Below are 15,557 nucleotides of genomic sequence, written 5' to 3'. Positions count from 1 at the left end.
CCGCTCAGCGGCGACGGCGGGCGAGGTACCAGGCCCCTGCGGCCGCCGCGGCGAGCGAGGCCGCCGCCACCGCCGCGAGGGTCTGCGCGAGGCTCGCGCCCGCAGGCCCGGAGCCGGTGCCGGGCCCGCCCGGCGCGACCGGCTGAACGGCAGGCGGGGCGAGCGTCGCGGTGGTCGCGACGAAGCTCGGCGCAGGATGTGCGCCTGCCGGGTCGGTGTCGACCCAGTCGTACGAGCCCTCGGTGCACGTCTGCGTCGTGGGGAACCAGAAGGCCTGCCCGGCGGTGCCCGTGACCCTGGCGACGAGCTCGAACCGGGCAGCGGTGCCGTCGGCGACCGGGGTCCCCTCCCAGCGGACCCCTCCCGGTTCCTGGGTCGACACCCATCCTTCCGGCTCGGCGGTCGAGACGGCCTCGACCCCTGCGGGGAGCGTGACGTCGAGGCCCGTCGTCGGGGCGCCGTCGCACCCGTGCTCGAAAGAGAACGTGAGCGTGGTGGTGCCGTCCCCGTTCGGCGTCGCGGTCTCCAGGAGGACGTGGGCCGCCGCGCCCTGCACGCCCGTCACGGTCAGCAGCGCAGCGAGGCCCAGGGCCGCGGCCGCGCGCGCACGACGCCGCCGCGCCGATGTGCGGTGACCGGCGGTGCCGGGGCCGTGGACCGCCGGGCCGGTGCCCGGCCGGGGAGGACGTGTCATGGGGAGACCTCCACGGGAAGCGTGACGACCGGGTTCTCGTACTTCGAGGTGCGGACGCCGACCGTGACGTCCCAGGCCCCGGCCATCGGCAGGTCGATCGAGGCCAGGTAGGTCCCGGGGCCCGTCCGCGTGACGGTGGGCGTGAAGGGACCGATGCCCAGCTCGGGCTGCGTGAGCCCCACCTCGGGGAGCGCGACGGGGTCGAGGGGGGCGCCGTCGGCGTCGAGCACGGTCAGCTCGAGCGAGTTGATCCCGAGCGCGCCCGGGGTGACCCTGGCCCGGAGCGACCCGGACCCGAGGGGTTCGTCGAACTCCTGGGCGGGCACCGTGCTCTGCGCCTGGACAGGGGCCCGGGTCCGCGCCTCGACCGGGCTCTGGGAGACGAGCACCCCGGTCACGACCAGCAGCACCGTGAGGATCGACGCCTCGGCGACGACCGTCCGGCGCAGACGCACGCGCCCCTCGGGGCCTTCCGCGACGTGCGGGACGAGCCCGTACCGGTTCCACGCCGCGATCGCCACGAGGCTCAGGGCCAGGGCGACCTTGACCAGGAGCGTCCGGCCGTACCCGGTGGTCACCAGCGCGTCGAGCGAGCCGAGGATGCGCCAGGCCAGCAGCACGCCGCTCAGGGCGAGCGCGAGGACGAGCCACGCGCCCACGGTCGAGAAGCGCAGGACCGTGCGCGCCGAGCGCTGGGCAGACGCCCCCGACGAGCGCGCGAGCAGGAGGCACAGCCCCACGATCCCACCGAACCAGACGGACCCCGCGGCCACGTGCAGCACGTCGGCGCCGAGCACGAGCCACGCCGGACCGAACGTCCGGGTGTGCCCCACGACCGCCAGCGACGTCGCGGCCAGCGCGGCGGCGCCGAGCGCGAGCGGGACGGGCCACCGCCGGCGTGTAGCCCGCCCCGCCCGGGGGCAGAGCACGGTCGTGACACCCAGCCCCACCAGGCCGAGGAGCGCGGCCAGGGCGGACTCGGACCCGAGGACCGCGGCCCAGACCTCCGGCTCCAGCAGCGCGTCGGCCCCGCGGCCCGCCTGCCACACGGCAGTGACCGGCACCGAGACGAGCAGCCCCGCCCCGGCGAGGACCGCGAGCCCGCGGCGCGTGCGGTCGAGCCGACGCCGCAGCACGGGCATGGCGCCCGGCGTCGCGTCGAGCAGCAGGAGCTCGAAGACCACGAGGCCGGACACCCCGAGCGTCCCGACGTAGACGAGCGCCTGGGACGCCCGACGCAGCGTCGAGACCGCTGCCGACGTCGACGGCTCAGGGGGTGCGGCGACGGTGTCGCTCGGTGCTCCGACCGAGAACGTGAACGCGCTCGCGACCGGGTGCGTGTCCCCGGACGTGACGCGCCAGCTCACGACGTACGTGCCGTCGTCGAGCACCGCGGGCACCGCGATCTCCACCCGGGAGTCGACCGCCGTGGGCGTGACGGCGACGGCCGTCCCCGCGGCGTCGAGCAGTGCGACGCCGCCGGGCGGCACCTGGACGGGTTCGTTGAACGTGAGGGTCAGCAGGGCGGGGGAGTCCTCGAGGACGGAGCCGTCCCGAGGATCGCTGTCGACGATCACGGCGTGGGCCGCGGCCGGGGAGGCTGACGCGAGCATCAGCACCACCCCGGCCACGGCCGACACCACGACCGCCGTCACCCCGCGCAGGACGCGGGCGACGTTCATGGGCCGCGTCAGGCCTTCGGGCGACGGGCGAACGCGGCGCCACCCAGGGCGAGCCCCGCCGCGCCGAGCACGAGCGCGACCCCGGACAGGACGAGGGGCAGCGTCGACGGCTCGTCCGCCGACCCGGCCGCATCGGCCGTGCCATCGGTACCGTCGGCGCTCGCGGCATCCGAGGTGGCCTCGTCGGAGACCGTCTCGACGTCCCCGTGCGCCTCCTCGGGCTCGGTGATCGTCAGGGTCGGGGCGGGGAGCTCGAGGTCGTGCGGGTCCTCGCCCTCGGCCGCGACCTGGACCCACGCGGACTCGCCCTCCTGGCACGTCTGGACCGTCGGGAAGACGAGGGTCTCGCCGACGGCGTCCGGGAGCTTGGTCGACAGGACGAGGGCGTCCCGGTAGCCGTCGGGCAGCGGGGTCCTCGCGGTGTAGACGATCTCGCCGACGCGCTCGGTGAGCTGGCCGCCGTGACCGTCGTCGATCGGGGTCGCGAGGGTCACCATGACCTTCTCGACGTCCCAGCCGGGGTTGACCGTGGGGGTCACGCTCGTGATCGGCTCGGGGATCTGGATCGAGACCTTCGTCGTCGACGACTCGCCGCAGCCGTGCGGGACGCCGAACGTCAGGAGGGCGTAGGAGCCCGCGGTGGTCGTGTCGGGGTTGACCGACACGTGGGCGGACGCGCCGCTCGCGCCGAGCGCGAGGAGCAGGGTCGTCGCCGCGGCGACGGTGAGGAGCTTCGGTGAACGCTTCATGATCTTCAGGCACAGGCCTTCCGTGGTCGAACGCAGGGTCGCTCCCGCCGCGGGCACGGCGGTCCCGCGGTCGGTGGACGCACGGGGGCGCGGCTCGACGACGTGTGCGCCGTCGAGGCGGCAGGGAGCGGATCGCGGCGGGGAGCCGCGACCGAGGTCAAGGTGCTGCGTGGACCAGGACGGGCGGGGCACGGCCCATGACCGCACCGCGGCCGGGGGCGGCGGGGGCAGGGTGGGCCGAGGCGAGGACGAGGACGCCCCGCCCCCGGGAGGCGGGGCGACGCAGGAGGCGAGGTACCGAGCGCATGGTCAGCCAGGACCACAGGGCCCACAGCGCCCGGTCGGCATGGGTCAGGAGCACCGAGACGACGAGGGTCGCGAGCACGTGCGCGGCGAGCATGGGCACGGGGTTCTCGGTGGCGTGCACGTGCGCGGGCGCCGGGGACGCCGCGAGGAGCGCGCACTGCTCGAACGTGTAGTGCAGGACGACCTGGCCCAGACCGAGGACGCCCAGCAGGAGCGGCAGCGCCAGGCGGCGGCCCAGGACGCCGCGCAGCATCACGGCCGTGAGCATCACGAGGACCACGACCGGGACGGCTCCCGGTGCCGCGCCCCCGGCGAGGCGGTGCGAGACCAGGGACAGCCCGACGACCGCGGTGGCGAGCAACCCTGCTCGAACCCCGCGCAGCAGACCGACCGCCGGCGACAGCACGCGACGACTGTAGCGGTCGGAGCGTCAGAAAAGGACCCCTTGTCCAGGAATGCGTCCGGTGACCGCGGTGGGCCGATCCCCGACGGCCGGTCGGGCTAGCCGTAGAGCCGCGGTGAGTAGCCGTCGAGGCACAGGGCGACCCGGTGGGATCCGCCGCGCGTAGACGAACGGGTCCCCGTCCCGGGCGCGCCCCCAGGCCCGGTAGGTCCGCTCGAGCGTCGCCTGGAACAGTTCCTCGGCGCGGTGGTGGTCCCCGCTGATCAGGAACGCGATGCGCTCGAGCCGCCCGCCGTGCGTCTCGACGAAGTCGACGAACTCGGCGTCCCGCCGGACCCGTCCCGCGGACAGGTATCGCTCGGCGGCATCGTCCGACCAGAGCGCTTCCTCGTCCATGAAGGCCTCAGCGCTGGTCATGTCTGTCTATGCTCCCCGTCATACCCCTCCACCACGCAGCGGGCGGCCGATCGGTTCCGTCCCGGCGGGACGATTCTCGTGCAGTCGCCGGAGTGCGACGGTGGACGACGAAGGGGCCGCCGTCCCGGGAGCAACGACGGCCCCTTCGACGCAAGACCCTGAGGCGAGCGTCAGACGTTGAAGCCCAGCGCGCGCAGCTGGTCCTTGCCGTCCTGCGTGATCTTCTCGGGGCCCCACGGCGGCATCCAGACCCAGTTCATGCGGAAGCCGTCGACGAGCCCGTCGAGGGCCTGCGCCGACTGGTCCTCGATGACGTCCGTGAGCGGGCAGGCCGCCGAGGTGAGCGTCATGTCGATGACAGCGTGGTTGTTCTGGTCGACCTGGATGCCGTAGACGAGGCCGAGGTCGACGACGTTGATCCCGAGCTCGGGGTCGATGACGTCGCGCATGGCCTCCTCGACGTCGGCCGCGGTCGGCGGGGTCGGCGCCGCAGCGGCGGCGGGGGTCTCGGTCGTCATCGGTTCTCCTGGGGTGCCTGAGGTGACTGGGCGGGCAAGGGGGTGTCGGCCGAGGACTGGTCGGCGGTGGTGGCGCTCGGGCCGACGAGGACTCCCGACGTCGCCAGGGTGTCACGCAGCGCGGCCCAGCCGAGCAGCGCGCACTTGATGCGGGCCGGGAACTGCGCGACCCCGGTGAAGGCCGTGGCGTCCCCGAGCTCGTCCTCGAGGTCCTCGTCGAGTCCCTTGCCGCGCGACTGCATGAGCTGGCGGAAGAGGTCGCCGAGGTGCTCGGACTCCGCGACGGGTGCGCCCGTCACGAGGTCGGTGAGCACCGACAGCGAGGCCTGCGAGATGCTGCAGCCCTGGCCCTCCCAGCTCACGCTCGAGATGGTCGGGACCTTCGGGTCGGCGGTGTCGAACTCGACGCGCATCGTGACCTCGTCGCCGCACGTGGGGTTGATCTGGTGCGACTCACCGTGGAGGTGCCCCTCCGACAGGTCGACGAACCCTCGCCCGTGCGGGGACTTCGCGTGGTCGAGGATGACCTGCTGGTACATCTGCTCCAACGAGCTGCTCATTGCTGGGGTCCTGCTCCTTCGGTACATCCTGCGGTGCGCTGGAAAGCGGGGACGAGACAGGCCGCGAGACGCCCACGGTCGACGTGGACGTGCGCGTGTCAGTCCACTGAGAAGAACGCCCGGACCCCCGCCAAACCTTCCCGGAACGCCGTGACGTCCTCGGACGTCGTGTACACCGAGGCCGAGGCGCGCGCCGTGGCGGCGATCCCGAACCGGCGGTGCAGCGGCTGGGCGCAGTGGTGACCGACCCGCACGGCGATGCCAGCGGCGTCGAGCACCTGGCCCACGTCGTGCGCGTGGACGCCCTCGACGACGAACGAGACGACCGCGAGGCGGTCCTCCGGCACCGCCGGGCCGATGATCCGCACGCCCGGGATGTCGGCGATCGAGAGGAGCTCGACCGCGAGGTCGTGCTCGTGGGCCGCGACGTTCTCCATGCCCAGCTCGTCGAGGTACTGCGCGGCGACGCCGAGGCCGACGATCTGCGCGACGGCCTGCGTGCCGGCCTCGAAGCGCTGCGGCGGCGGCATGTACGTCGCCTCCGTCATGGTGACGACCTCGATCATCGACCCGCCGGTCGTGACCGGGGGCAGCGCCTCCAGCAGCTCGCGGCGCCCGTAGAGCGCCCCGATGCCCGTGGGCCCCAGCATCTTGTGCCCCGAGAACGCCGCGAAGTCGACGTCGAGGGCGTGCAGGTCCACGGGCAGGTGCGGCACGGACTGGCACGCGTCGAGGAACGTGAGCGCCCCGACCTCCTTGGCCCGTGCCACGATCGGCGCGACGGGCGTGATCGCGCCCGTCACGTTGGACGCGTGCGTGAACGCGACGACGCGCGTGCGCTCGGTGATGACCGAGTCCGCCTCGTCGACGCGGATGCGCCCGTCGTCGTCGACGCCGAACCAGCGCAGCACGGCGCCCGTGCGCGCGGCGAGCTCCTGCCACGGCACGAGGTTGGCGTGGTGCTCGGCCTCGGTCAGGACGATCTCGTCGCCCGGCGCCAGGGCGAAACGGCGGGCAGCCTCTCCCCCACGACCGATCGTCGCGTTCGACAGCGCGTACGTGACGAGGTTGATCGCGGCCGTCGCCCCGGACGTCCAGACGATCTCGTCGGCGTCGGCCCCCACGAAGCGGGCGACCGCCGACCGGGCGTCCTCGAACGCCTCGGTCGCCTCCTCCGCGAGCTGGTGCGCGCCGCGGTGCACCGCGGCGTTGCGCTCCTCGTAGAAGTCGACCTCGGTGTCGAGGACGACCTGCGGCTTCTGCGACGTGGCCCCCGAGTCGAGGTAGACGAGCGGACGGCCACCCCGCACCGTGCGGGCGAGCAGCGGGAAGTCGGCTCGCACGGCGGCGAGCTCGGTGGCGCTCAGCCCTGCCCGCACGGTGTCGGTGGTGGTCATCGGATGTCTCCTCAAGGTGTCAGGTGCCCGCCGGCGGACCGGCGGGCGGCAGGACAGGTCAGGCCGTGGCCGCGCCCGTCGTCAGGAAGCGGTCGTAGCCCTCGTTCTCGAGGCGGTCGGCGAGCTCCGGGCCACCCTCCTCGGCGATGCGGCCGTCGACGAACACGTGCACGAAGTCCGGCTTGATGTAGCGCAGGATGCGCGTGTAGTGCGTGATGAGCAGCACGCCGACGTCCGTGGACTCCTTGGCGCGGTTGACGCCCTCGGAGACGATGCGCAGCGCGTCGACGTCGAGGCCCGAGTCGGTCTCGTCGAGGATCGCGATGCTGGGCTTGAGGAGCTCCATCTGCAGGATCTCGTGGCGCTTCTTCTCACCGCCGGAGAAGCCCTCGTTGACCGAGCGCTCCGCGAAGGACGAGTCCATGCGCAGGTTCTCCATGGCGCCCTTGACGTCCTTGACCCACGTGCGCAGCGCGGGGGCCTCGCCGTCGATCGCGGTCTTGGCGGTGCGCAGGAAGTTCGAGACGGACACGCCGGGGACCTCGACCGGGTACTGCATGGCGAGGAACATGCCCGCGCGGGCACGCTCGTCGACGGTCATCGCGAGGACGTCCTCACCGTCGAGCGTCACGGTGCCGCTCGTGATCGTGTACTTGGGGTGGCCGGCGATCGAGTACGCGAGGGTCGACTTGCCCGAGCCGTTGGGGCCCATGATCGCGTGGGTCTCGCCCGCGTTGATGGTCAGGTCGACGCCGCGCAGGATCGGCTTCGGCCCTTCCTTGGTCTCGACGCTGACGTGCAGGTCGCGGATCTCCAGAGTGGACATGTGGTGTTCTCCAGTATTCGAGAAAGTTCAGGGGGTCAGGACGGGGAGACGGTCTGGTCGATGTCGACGAGCACGCGCTCGCCGTCGATCGTGACCGGGTAGACGGGCACGGGGCGCATCGCGGGCAGCGCGGTGGGCATGCCGGTCCGCAGGTCGAACTGCGAGCCGTGCAGCCAGCACTCGATGAAGCAGCCCTCGACCTCGCCGTCGGACAGCGAGACCGCGCCGTGGGAGCAGATGTCCGAGATGGCGTGCCAGTTCCCGTCGCCGTCGCGGACGACCGCGACCTCGACGGGGCCGCTCTCGCCCTCGAGCTCCACACGCAGCGCCTCCTCGGGCGCCACGTCGTCGGTCATGCAAGCAAGCTGTGCAGTCATGCGGGTCGGGTCACCGGCCTTCGATGACGCTCATCGACTTGGCGAGCTCGGCCTCGATCGACTCGAGCAGGCGCTCCTCGACCGAGGGGACGCCGATCTCCTGGATGAGCTCGGCGAAGAAGCCGCGGACCACGAGGCGACGCGCGTCGGTCTCGGGGATGCCGCGCGCCTGCAGGTAGAAGAGCTGCTCGTCGTCGAAGCGACCGGTGGCCGAGGCGTGCCCGGCCCCCTCGATGAGGCCGGTCTCGATCTCGAGGTTCGGCACGGAGTCCGCGCGCGCACCGTCCGACAGGACGAGGTTGCGGTTGAGCTCGTAGGTGTCGGTGCCCTCGGCCTCGGTGCGGATCAGCACGTCGCCGACCCAGACCGTGTGCGCGCCCTCGCCCTGCAGCGCGCCCTTGTACGTGACGCGCGACTTGCAGCTCGGGACGGCGTGGTCGACGAAGAGGCGGTGCTCCTGGTGCTGGTCGGCGTCCGCGAAGTACAGGCCGACCATCTCGACCTCGCCACCGGTGCCGGTGAACTCGGCGTCGGGGGTCACGCGGACGACGTCGCCGCCGAACGTCACGACGACGTGCTTGAGCTTGGCGTCGCGGCCGATGCGTGCGCGGTGCGAGCTCGCGTGCACGGCGCCCGCGCTCCAGTCCTGCACGGACACGACCGTGAGGTGCGCGCCGTCCTCGACGACGATCTCGACGGTCTCGGTGAGCGTCGCGGAACCGACGTGGTCGATGACCACGACGGACTCGCTGTGGCGCTCGGCCTGGATCAGCAGGTGCGTCGCGGTGGGCTCGTCGGACAGGCCCTCGATGCGCACGGACGTGACGTCGCTGGCCACTGCCTCGGCCGGGATGGTGACGACGGTCGCCTCGTCGAACGCGTTCCACGCCGTCACGGCGGTACGGTCGCCCGGGACGCCCGCGCGGCCGAGCCGCTCGTCGTCGCGGCCGACGATCTCGACCGTGACCTCGGGCGCGTCGACCACGGTCGTGCGCACGCCGGCGCTGCCGAGCGTCGTCGAGAACAGCGGGGCGAGTCGCTTGACCGGGGAGAAGCGCCACTCCTCCTCGCGGCCCGTGGGCTCGGTGATGACGGCCGGGTCGAACGAGGTGATGCGCTCGGCGCGGGAGCCCTGCGGCGTGCCGCCGACCCCGTGCGAGTGAGCGCCGTCCTGGACGGCCTGGGAGTGGTCCGTGCTCAGGCCGACCGGCTCGGTCTGTGTGGTGCTCGCAGTAGTAGTCATTTAGCCGACGGACCCTTCCATCTGCAGTTCGATGAGGCGGTTGAGCTCGAGCGCGTACTCCATGGGCAGCTCACGGGCGATGGGCTCGACGAACCCGCGCACGATCATGGCCATGGCCTCGGTCTCTGCCATGCCTCGGGACATGAGGTAGAACAGCTGGTCCTCGCTCACGCGCGACACGGTCGCCTCGTGACCCATCGAGACGTCGTCCTCGCGGACGTCGACGTACGGGTAGGTGTCGGACCGGGAGATCTGGTCGACGAGCAGCGCGTCGCACAGAACGGTGGAGGCGGAGTGCTCCGCTCCCTCGAGGACCTGGACGAGGCCGCGGTAGGACGTGCGCCCACCGCCGCGCGCCACGGACTTCGAGACGATCGAGGAGGACGTGTTGGGGGCGGCGTGCACCATCTTGGCGCCCGCGTCCTGGTGCTGGCCCTCGCCCGCGAACGCGATCGACAGCGTCTCGCCCTTGGCGTGCTCGCCGAGCAGGTAGATCGCGGGGTACTTCATGGTGACCTTGGAGCCGATGTTGCCGTCGACCCACTCCATCGTCGCGCCCTCGGCGGCCGTCGCACGCTTGGTGACGAGGTTGTACACGTTGTTCGACCAGTTCTGGATGGTCGTGTAGCGCACGCGGGCGTTCTTCTTGACGATGATCTCGACGACCGCGGAGTGCAGCGAGTCGCTCGAGTAGATCGGGGCGGTGCAGCCCTCGACGTAGTGCACGTACGAGCCCTCGTCCGCGATGATCAGCGTGCGCTCGAACTGGCCCATGTTCTCCGTGTTGATGCGGAAGTAGGCCTGGAGCGGGATCTCGACGTGGACGCCCGGGGGGACGTAGACGAACGAGCCGCCGGACCACACGGCCGAGTTGAGCGCGGCGAACTTGTTGTCGCCCGAGGGGATGACGGTGCCGAAGTACTCCTGGAAGAGCTCGGGGTGCTCGCGCAGCGCGGTGTCGGTGTCGAGGAAGATGACGCCCTGCTTCTCGAGCTCCTCGTTGATCTGGTGGTAGACCACCTCGGACTCGTACTGGGCCGCGACGCCGGCGACGAGGCGCTGCTTCTCCGCCTCGGGGATGCCGAGCTTGTCGTAGGTCTCCTTGATGTCCTCGGGCAGGTCGTCCCACGAGGTCGCCTGCTTCTCGGTGGACCGCACGAAGTACTTGATGTTGTCGAAGTCGATGCCCGACAGGTCGCTGCCCCAGTTGGGCATGGGCTTCTTGTCGAACAGGCGCAGGGCCTTGAGGCGGTAGTTCAGCATCCACTCGGGCTCGCTCTTGAGCGCGGAGATGTTGCGCACGACCGCCTCGGAGAGGCCACGCTGCGCCGTCGCGCCGGCGTCGTCCTTGTCGTGCCAGCCGTAGCCGTAGGAGCCGATCGAGGCGATGATCTCCTCGTCGGACTGGCCGGTGCTCTGGGACACGCCGGCGGTGTCCTGGGTGGGAGCGCTCATGTCATTCCTTCCACGTTCCGTCGACGACGGAGGGGGGCGGTGGGGCGGTGGTCGATGAACCTGTCGGTTCGGGGTGTCGTGCTGGGGGGTGCGCCGGGGCGCGCGGTCCGCGCGCGGTGGCACGGCGTCCGGTGGTCTGGTGCCCGACGGCGTCGCTCGCCTCGGGTACGCGGGTCGCCGCAGGGAGCACGGGGACGTTGGTCGTGCAGGCGTGCCCGCCGCCCGCGAGGGTCGCGAGCCGCTGGACGTGCGAGCCGAGGAGCTGGGAGAAGACCTGGGCCTCGGCGTCGCAGAGCTGGGGGAACTCCTCGGCGACGTGCTGGACCGGGCAGTGTCCCTGGCAGAGCTGCACGGTCGCGGTGCCCGCGACGGGTCGCACGCTCGCCGCGAACCCGTCCTCCGCGAGGACGGCCGCGAGCTGCTCGGCCCGGCCCGCGACGTCGTCGGCCGTGATGCGGCTCGCGTAGCGGTCGGTGAGCTCCTCGAGGCGACGGTGGGCGAACTCCTCGACCGCGTCCTCCCCGGCGACGTCGCGCAGGTAGCGCAGCGCCTGGGTCGCGAGGTCGGGGTAGGCGCCCGAGAGCTCGGACTGGCCGCGGTTCGTCGCGACGTAGTGGCGGGCAGGGCGCCCGCGCATCCCGGTGCCCGCGCCCGACTCGTGGACGGCGATGAGCCCGTCGGTCTCGAGCTGGGCGAGGTGACGGCGGACGCCTGCGGGCGTGAGGCCGAGGTCGGTCGCGAGCGAGGCAGCGCTCACGGGACCGTCGGAGACGATGAGCGCGAGGACGCGCTCGCGCGTGGTGCCGTCGCCGTCGACGGGGACGTGCGTGTCGTTCGGGCCCTGGAGGGCGACGGGTCCGGCGGGCGGCACGGCGCGGGCGGTACGTGCGTCGTCGCTCATGCCTCACCTCCACGTCGTCGGCCTGCTGGGTTCCTTCCGCCTGGTCCGCGGGCGCGCACGGTCCCGGGAGGCGTCATCGATATAGGTAACAGTCTCATGCGCTAATTGTTCCGACGCAAGCAAGGCGTACCTCACAGCCGCCCCCAGCCCGCTCCCCTACAATCGCCACCGTGCCCGACTCCCCCGCCGTCGTCCTCCAGGACGTGGTCAAGCGTTATGACGGCCGGGCGGTCGTCGACCACCTGAGCCTGACCGCCTCCCGAGGCGCCGTGACCGCCGTCCTCGGCCCCAACGGGGCCGGCAAGACCACCACGATCGAGTGCTGCGAAGGCCTGCGCGCCCCCGACGAGGGCAGCGTGCAGGTCCTCGGGCTCGACCCGCTGCTGAACGCGCGCGACCTGCGCCCGCGCGTCGGCGTCATGCTCCAGGACGGTGGCCTGCCCACGGGCGTGCGCGCGCTCGAGATGCTGCACCACGTCGCGTCGATGTACGCGAACCCTCGCGACGTGGCGGAGATCACGGAACGCCTGGGGCTCGCGAGCTTCGCCCGGACGACGGTCCGGCGGCTGTCGGGCGGCCAGCGTCAGCGCCTCGCGCTCGCCGCGGCGATCGTGGGCCGCCCCGAGGTCGTGTTCCTCGACGAGCCGAGCGCGGGCATGGACCCCCAGAGCCGGCACGCGGTGTGGGAGCTCGTGCGCGAGCTGCGCGCGGACGGCGTCGGGATCGTCCTGACGACCCACCTCATGGACGAGGCCGAGGACCTCGCGGACCACGTGTACATCGTGGACCACGGACAGGTCATCGCCTCGGGCGCGACCTCCGAGCTCCTGCACGCGGGCCCGTCCGCGGACGGGAACCGCACGCTGCGCCTCGAGGCACGCGAGGGCCTGGACACCGGTGCGCTCCGCAAGCGGGTCGAGTCCGGCCCGACGACGTCGCCCGCCTCCGCGTGGACCGTCACCGAGACGCAGCCCGGCTCGTACAGCGTGACCGGGCCGGTCGACCCGTCGACCGTCGCCCTCGTGACCGCGTGGCTCGCGGACGAGGGCGCGCTCGCCTCGCGCCTCACGATCGGCCGCCGCACCCTCGAGGACGTGTTCCTCGACCTGACAGGACGAGAGCTCCGATGACCGACCAGACCACGGCCGGACCGGTCGCCTCGGACCCCGCCGCGCCGGCCCCGACCGACGGGGCCGCCCCCGCATGGCGCCGGGTCGCGTCGCAGACGGCGTTCGAGACGCGCATGATCCTGCGCAACGGCGAGCAGCTGCTCGTGACGATCATCCTGCCCGTGATGCTGCTCGTCGGGCTCGCGCGCACGTCCTTCATCGACCTCGACACGCAGGGGTACTCGCGCATCGACTTCGTGACACCGGGCGTCCTGGCCCTCGCCGTCATGTCGACGGCGTTCACGTCGCAGGCCATCGCGACGGCGTTCGACCGCCGCAACGGCGTCCTACGGCTGCTGTCCACGACGCCGCTGGGCCGCGGAGGCCTGCTCGCGGGGAAGATCCTCGGGGTGCTCGCGGTCGAGGTGGTCCAGGTGGTCGTGCTCGGCGGGGTCGCGCTCGCGCTCGGCTGGTCCCCGGACCCGGCGGGCATCCTGCCCGCGCTGCTCGCGGTGCTGCTCGGCACCGCGGCGTTCACGAGCCTCGCGCTCCTGCTCGCGGGGACGCTGCGCGCCGAGGGCGTGCTCGCGGTCGCGAACCTGCTGCTCGTCCTGCTGACCGTCGCGGGCGGCGTGCTCGTCCCTGCGTCCCAGCTCCCCGGGGCGCTCGAGCAGGTCGCGCTGCTGCTCCCGTCGGGCGCGCTCGGCGAGGCGATGCGGGGCGCGCTGCTCCTCGGCGAGGTGCCCGCGTTCTCGGTGGTCGTGCTGCTCGGCTGGACCGCGGCCCTCGGGTGGGGAGCGGGCAAGCTGTTCCGCTGGCACTGACGGTCCGCCTGCCCTGAGCCGCTCAGCGACCGACGGGCGTCTCGCGGGCCGGGTCGGACCCGGCCGGGCCGGCCCAGGACTCCTCAGGCGCCGGGCCAGACCCCTGCGGCCTCCACCGCCGTGGCCGGCAGGCGCAGCCACTCCAGCACGCCGGTCCACGCCTTCTCGTCGATCGTCGTTCCCGTGCACTCGAAGGACAGGACGGTGCTGGCCCGCATCGTCACCCCGGAGTAGCTCGTGAACGTCCTCGCCCGGGCGAGGACCCTGCTCCGGACGGGCGATCCTGCGCGCTCGACGGTCCAGTCCTGCGTCGCGACGTTCGTCCCCTTCCGTGGCTCTGTCCGCTCCTCCCCGAACACGAGGGACTCCGACTCCGCGGACACGTTCTTCGCGCCTTGCTCGGCGGCGAGGACGTCCCGGAGCGCCGCGAACGACGCGTCCCGCGCGGCGCCGGGGACGTCGTCGGTCGGTCCGTCCGTCGGGGCCGCGAGCGTACGGCTGGACAGGGCGCACCTCCCGTTGGAGCTCAGGACGGTCCAACCGTCCCGGGCCTGGAACCGGTGGGACGCCGAGAAGCCCTGGGGCTGGAGCACCATGAGCGGGGTGTAGGTCTCGACCAGCACCCGGCGCAGCTCCTCGGGGTCCGGCACGTACTCGTCGGGGCTGTCCGCGGGTCCTGTCACCGGGGACGGTTCCTGGGCGCCGTCCCCCGTTCCGTCCGCGGCGGGCGACGTCGGGCTCGGCGTCGGGTCCGGCGGTGCGCTCGTCCGGCTGCGGTCCGCCTCGTGTGCTGCAGTCGGGCCGGGCTGCGGCTCTCCGCCCGAGGTGCAGCCTGCGAGGACGACCAGGGTCAGGGTCGTCGCCAGCAGGCGGCCGGGCCGGGCGACGACGGACGGACGGCGAGCAACCATGCGAACCCCCTGGACGGTCGAGAAAAAGTCTCGTCAGAGTATCGGTCTTGTCAAGAACTCGCCGGGTAGACGCTCGCCTCCGGGAACGTCGTCGCCCGGTCCCCCGCAGCGCCGCTGCCGATCCGGGCCAACATCACACCCGGAGGCCGGGTCCGGATAGCGGGGGCCGCTCCCCGCGCGGCTACCTTTGGACGGTGAGCAGCGCAGAACTCGCCCCCGTACCCACCTCCCCCGCCTGGTACGCGAAGGTCGACCGGTTCCGCCGCTGGACCCGTCCGGTCCTCGTCGCGAACCTCGTCGGCCAGATCGGCATCATCGTGACCGGGGGCGCGGTGCGCCTGACGGGCTCGGGGCTCGGCTGCTCGACGTGGCCGCTGTGCGAGCCCGGGAGCTTCACGCCCGAGTTCCACTCCGCGATGTCGATCCACCCGATCATCGAGTTCGGCAACCGCACGCTCACGGGCGTGCTCGGGATCATCGCGGTCGCGCTCCTGCTGCTCGTGTGGACGGACGCCTCGCGCTCGTCCTCGTACCGACGCCTCGGCTGGGCACCGCTCGGTGGTGTCGCGGCACAGGCCGTGATCGGCGGCATCACGGTGCTGCTGCACCTGCACCCCGCGGTCGTCGGGTTCCACTTCCTCGTCTCGGCCGCGCTCGTGTGGGTCTCGGCGTACCTCCTCTACCGCCACGGCGAGGGCGACAAGACCCCGGTGACCGTCGTCGACCCGGGCACCCGTGTCGTGGGCCGCGTGCTCGCGGCCGTCTCGGTACCGCTCCTCGTCCTGGGCGTCCTGGCCACGGGCTCGGGCCCGCACGGGGGCGACGACGAGGTCGCGTACCGCTTCGCGCTCGACCCGGCGCTCGTCAGCAAGCTCCACGCGGCCTCGGTGTGGCTGTTCCTGATCGTGCTCGTCGTGCTCGCGGTGCGGGTCCTCCGGCAGACGGACGCGCCCGCCCGAGCCCGCAAGGCCGTCGTCGTGCTGATCGCGGTGACGCTCCTGCAGGGCCTGATCGGCTACGTCCAGTACTTCACGGGACTGCCGGAGATCCTGGTCGCGGCGCACATGCTGGGGGCGGGTCTGCTCGTCACGTCGCTCACCTGGACGCTGCTCTCGTTCCGCGTCCGCGACTGAACGCTCCGAGCGCCGCCCGCGGCGTTCGAGAAGGGCCGCCGTCCCCTCGGGG

The 15,557-nt window shown here is 72.6% G+C and carries 17 protein-coding genes; 3 read left to right on the top strand and 14 right to left on the bottom strand.

What is annotated here, in order from left to right; genetic code table 11:
* Positions 1-4 precede the first annotated feature (4 nt).
* From H9652_RS11820 to H9652_RS11760, 13 genes are all read right to left on the bottom strand, one after another.
* Entirely contained in the window at positions 5-694 is a 690-nt protein-coding gene (locus H9652_RS11820) for a DUF1775 domain-containing protein (RefSeq protein WP_191796425.1), read from the bottom strand.
* Positions 691-2,376, bottom strand: a complete 1,686-nt coding sequence (locus H9652_RS11815) for a copper resistance CopC/CopD family protein (protein ID WP_191796424.1) — start codon at positions 2,374-2,376, stop codon at positions 691-693. Before H9652_RS11815 ends, H9652_RS11820 begins: the two co-directional genes overlap by 4 nt.
* A gap of 8 nt (positions 2,377-2,384) precedes the next feature.
* Positions 2,385-3,125, bottom strand: a complete 741-nt coding sequence (locus tag H9652_RS11810; protein ID WP_191796423.1) for a YcnI family copper-binding membrane protein — start codon at positions 3,123-3,125, stop codon at positions 2,385-2,387.
* Between the two features lie 157 nt (positions 3,126-3,282).
* Positions 3,283-3,837, bottom strand: a complete 555-nt coding sequence (locus H9652_RS11805; protein ID WP_191796422.1) for a hypothetical protein — start codon at positions 3,835-3,837, stop codon at positions 3,283-3,285.
* 24 nt (positions 3,838-3,861) lie between these two features.
* Complete coding sequence (locus tag H9652_RS11800) at positions 3,862-4,251, bottom strand: sigma factor (protein ID WP_225228135.1); 390 nt, start codon at positions 4,249-4,251, stop codon at positions 3,862-3,864.
* Between the two features lie 170 nt (positions 4,252-4,421).
* Positions 4,422-4,769, bottom strand: a complete 348-nt coding sequence (locus tag H9652_RS11795; RefSeq protein ID WP_191796421.1) for a metal-sulfur cluster assembly factor — start codon at positions 4,767-4,769, stop codon at positions 4,422-4,424.
* Positions 4,766-5,329 (bottom strand): Fe-S cluster assembly sulfur transfer protein SufU, encoded by a 564-nt coding sequence (sufU, locus tag H9652_RS11790; RefSeq protein ID WP_191796420.1) that lies wholly within the window; start codon positions 5,327-5,329, stop codon positions 4,766-4,768. Before sufU ends, H9652_RS11795 begins: the two co-directional genes overlap by 4 nt.
* 98 nt (positions 5,330-5,427) lie before the next feature.
* A complete protein-coding gene (locus H9652_RS11785; protein WP_191796419.1) occupies positions 5,428-6,726 on the bottom strand; it encodes a cysteine desulfurase in 1,299 nt (432 codons plus the stop codon).
* Positions 6,727-6,784: 58 nt separating this feature from the next.
* Positions 6,785-7,552 carry a Fe-S cluster assembly ATPase SufC gene (gene sufC / locus H9652_RS11780; RefSeq protein WP_138824653.1) on the bottom strand — a complete coding sequence of 256 codons (768 nt, stop codon included), beginning with the start codon at positions 7,550-7,552 and terminating at the stop codon, positions 6,785-6,787.
* 35 nt (positions 7,553-7,587) lie between these two features.
* Positions 7,588-7,929, bottom strand: a complete 342-nt coding sequence (locus H9652_RS11775; protein ID WP_030152220.1) for a non-heme iron oxygenase ferredoxin subunit — start codon at positions 7,927-7,929, stop codon at positions 7,588-7,590.
* Between the two features lie 10 nt (positions 7,930-7,939).
* The gene (gene sufD, locus H9652_RS11770) at positions 7,940-9,172 is read right to left on the bottom strand and encodes a Fe-S cluster assembly protein SufD (RefSeq protein WP_191796418.1); all 1,233 of its coding nucleotides are present in this window, start codon (positions 9,170-9,172) and stop codon (positions 7,940-7,942) included.
* Positions 9,173-10,627 carry a Fe-S cluster assembly protein SufB gene (sufB, locus tag H9652_RS11765; protein ID WP_191796417.1) on the bottom strand — a complete coding sequence of 485 codons (1,455 nt, stop codon included), beginning with the start codon at positions 10,625-10,627 and terminating at the stop codon, positions 9,173-9,175.
* A 1-nt stretch (position 10,628) separates the two neighbouring features.
* On the bottom strand, positions 10,629-11,528 hold the full coding sequence (locus tag H9652_RS11760; RefSeq protein ID WP_191796416.1) for a helix-turn-helix transcriptional regulator: 900 nt from the start codon (positions 11,526-11,528) through the stop codon (positions 10,629-10,631).
* 170 nt (positions 11,529-11,698) lie between these two features.
* On the opposite strand from H9652_RS11760, the gene H9652_RS11755 reads away from it, so the two are divergent.
* Positions 11,699-12,658 carry an ABC transporter ATP-binding protein gene (locus tag H9652_RS11755; protein ID WP_191796415.1) on the top strand — a complete coding sequence of 320 codons (960 nt, stop codon included), beginning with the start codon at positions 11,699-11,701 and terminating at the stop codon, positions 12,656-12,658.
* Entirely contained in the window at positions 12,655-13,461 is an 807-nt protein-coding gene (locus H9652_RS11750) for an ABC transporter permease (protein ID WP_191796414.1), read from the top strand. Before H9652_RS11755 ends, H9652_RS11750 begins: the two co-directional genes overlap by 4 nt.
* An 83-nt stretch (positions 13,462-13,544) precedes the next feature.
* Here the strand turns inward: H9652_RS11750 and H9652_RS11745 are convergent, their stop codons facing one another.
* Complete coding sequence (locus H9652_RS11745; protein WP_191796413.1) at positions 13,545-14,372, bottom strand: hypothetical protein; 828 nt, start codon at positions 14,370-14,372, stop codon at positions 13,545-13,547.
* Positions 14,373-14,566: 194 nt separating this feature from the next.
* Here H9652_RS11745 and H9652_RS11740 point away from each other — a divergent pair, with 194 nt between their 5' ends.
* The gene (locus H9652_RS11740) at positions 14,567-15,505 is read left to right on the top strand and encodes a COX15/CtaA family protein (RefSeq protein ID WP_191796412.1); all 939 of its coding nucleotides are present in this window, start codon (positions 14,567-14,569) and stop codon (positions 15,503-15,505) included.
* Positions 15,506-15,557: the final 52 nt, after the last annotated feature.

This window comes from Oerskovia rustica (assembly GCF_014836555.1).
Classification (GTDB): domain Bacteria; phylum Actinomycetota; class Actinomycetes; order Actinomycetales; family Cellulomonadaceae; genus Oerskovia; species Oerskovia rustica.
This window is presented reverse-complemented; position numbering and strand designations above follow the sequence as displayed.

Excerpts from the sequence above, each read along its gene's own strand:
- H9652_RS11800 (WP_225228135.1), bottom strand. The coding sequence starts at position 4,251 with ATGACCAGCGCTGAGGCCTTCATGGACGAGGAAGCGCTCTGGTCGGAC.
- H9652_RS11775 (WP_030152220.1), bottom strand. The coding sequence starts at position 7,929 with ATGACTGCACAGCTTGCTTGCATGACCGACGACGTGGCGCCCGAGGAG.
- H9652_RS11745 (WP_191796413.1), bottom strand. The coding sequence starts at position 14,372 with ATGGTTGCTCGCCGTCCGTCCGTCGTCGCCCGGCCCGGCCGCCTGCTG.
- sufB (WP_191796417.1), bottom strand. The coding sequence starts at position 10,627 with ATGAGCGCTCCCACCCAGGACACCGCCGGCGTGTCCCAGAGCACCGGC.
- H9652_RS11785 (WP_191796419.1), bottom strand. The coding sequence starts at position 6,726 with ATGACCACCACCGACACCGTGCGGGCAGGGCTGAGCGCCACCGAGCTC.
- H9652_RS11795 (WP_191796421.1), bottom strand. The coding sequence starts at position 4,769 with ATGACGACCGAGACCCCCGCCGCCGCTGCGGCGCCGACCCCGCCGACC.
- sufU (WP_191796420.1), bottom strand. The coding sequence starts at position 5,329 with ATGAGCAGCTCGTTGGAGCAGATGTACCAGCAGGTCATCCTCGACCAC.
- sufD (WP_191796418.1), bottom strand. The coding sequence starts at position 9,172 with ATGACTACTACTGCGAGCACCACACAGACCGAGCCGGTCGGCCTGAGC.
- H9652_RS11760 (WP_191796416.1), bottom strand. The coding sequence starts at position 11,528 with ATGAGCGACGACGCACGTACCGCCCGCGCCGTGCCGCCCGCCGGACCC.
- H9652_RS11820 (WP_191796425.1), bottom strand. The coding sequence starts at position 694 with ATGACACGTCCTCCCCGGCCGGGCACCGGCCCGGCGGTCCACGGCCCC.
- H9652_RS11815 (WP_191796424.1), bottom strand. The coding sequence starts at position 2,376 with ATGAACGTCGCCCGCGTCCTGCGCGGGGTGACGGCGGTCGTGGTGTCG.
- H9652_RS11750 (WP_191796414.1), top strand. The coding sequence starts at position 12,655 with ATGACCGACCAGACCACGGCCGGACCGGTCGCCTCGGACCCCGCCGCG.
- sufC (WP_138824653.1), bottom strand. The coding sequence starts at position 7,552 with ATGTCCACTCTGGAGATCCGCGACCTGCACGTCAGCGTCGAGACCAAG.
- H9652_RS11810 (WP_191796423.1), bottom strand. The coding sequence starts at position 3,125 with ATGAAGCGTTCACCGAAGCTCCTCACCGTCGCCGCGGCGACGACCCTG.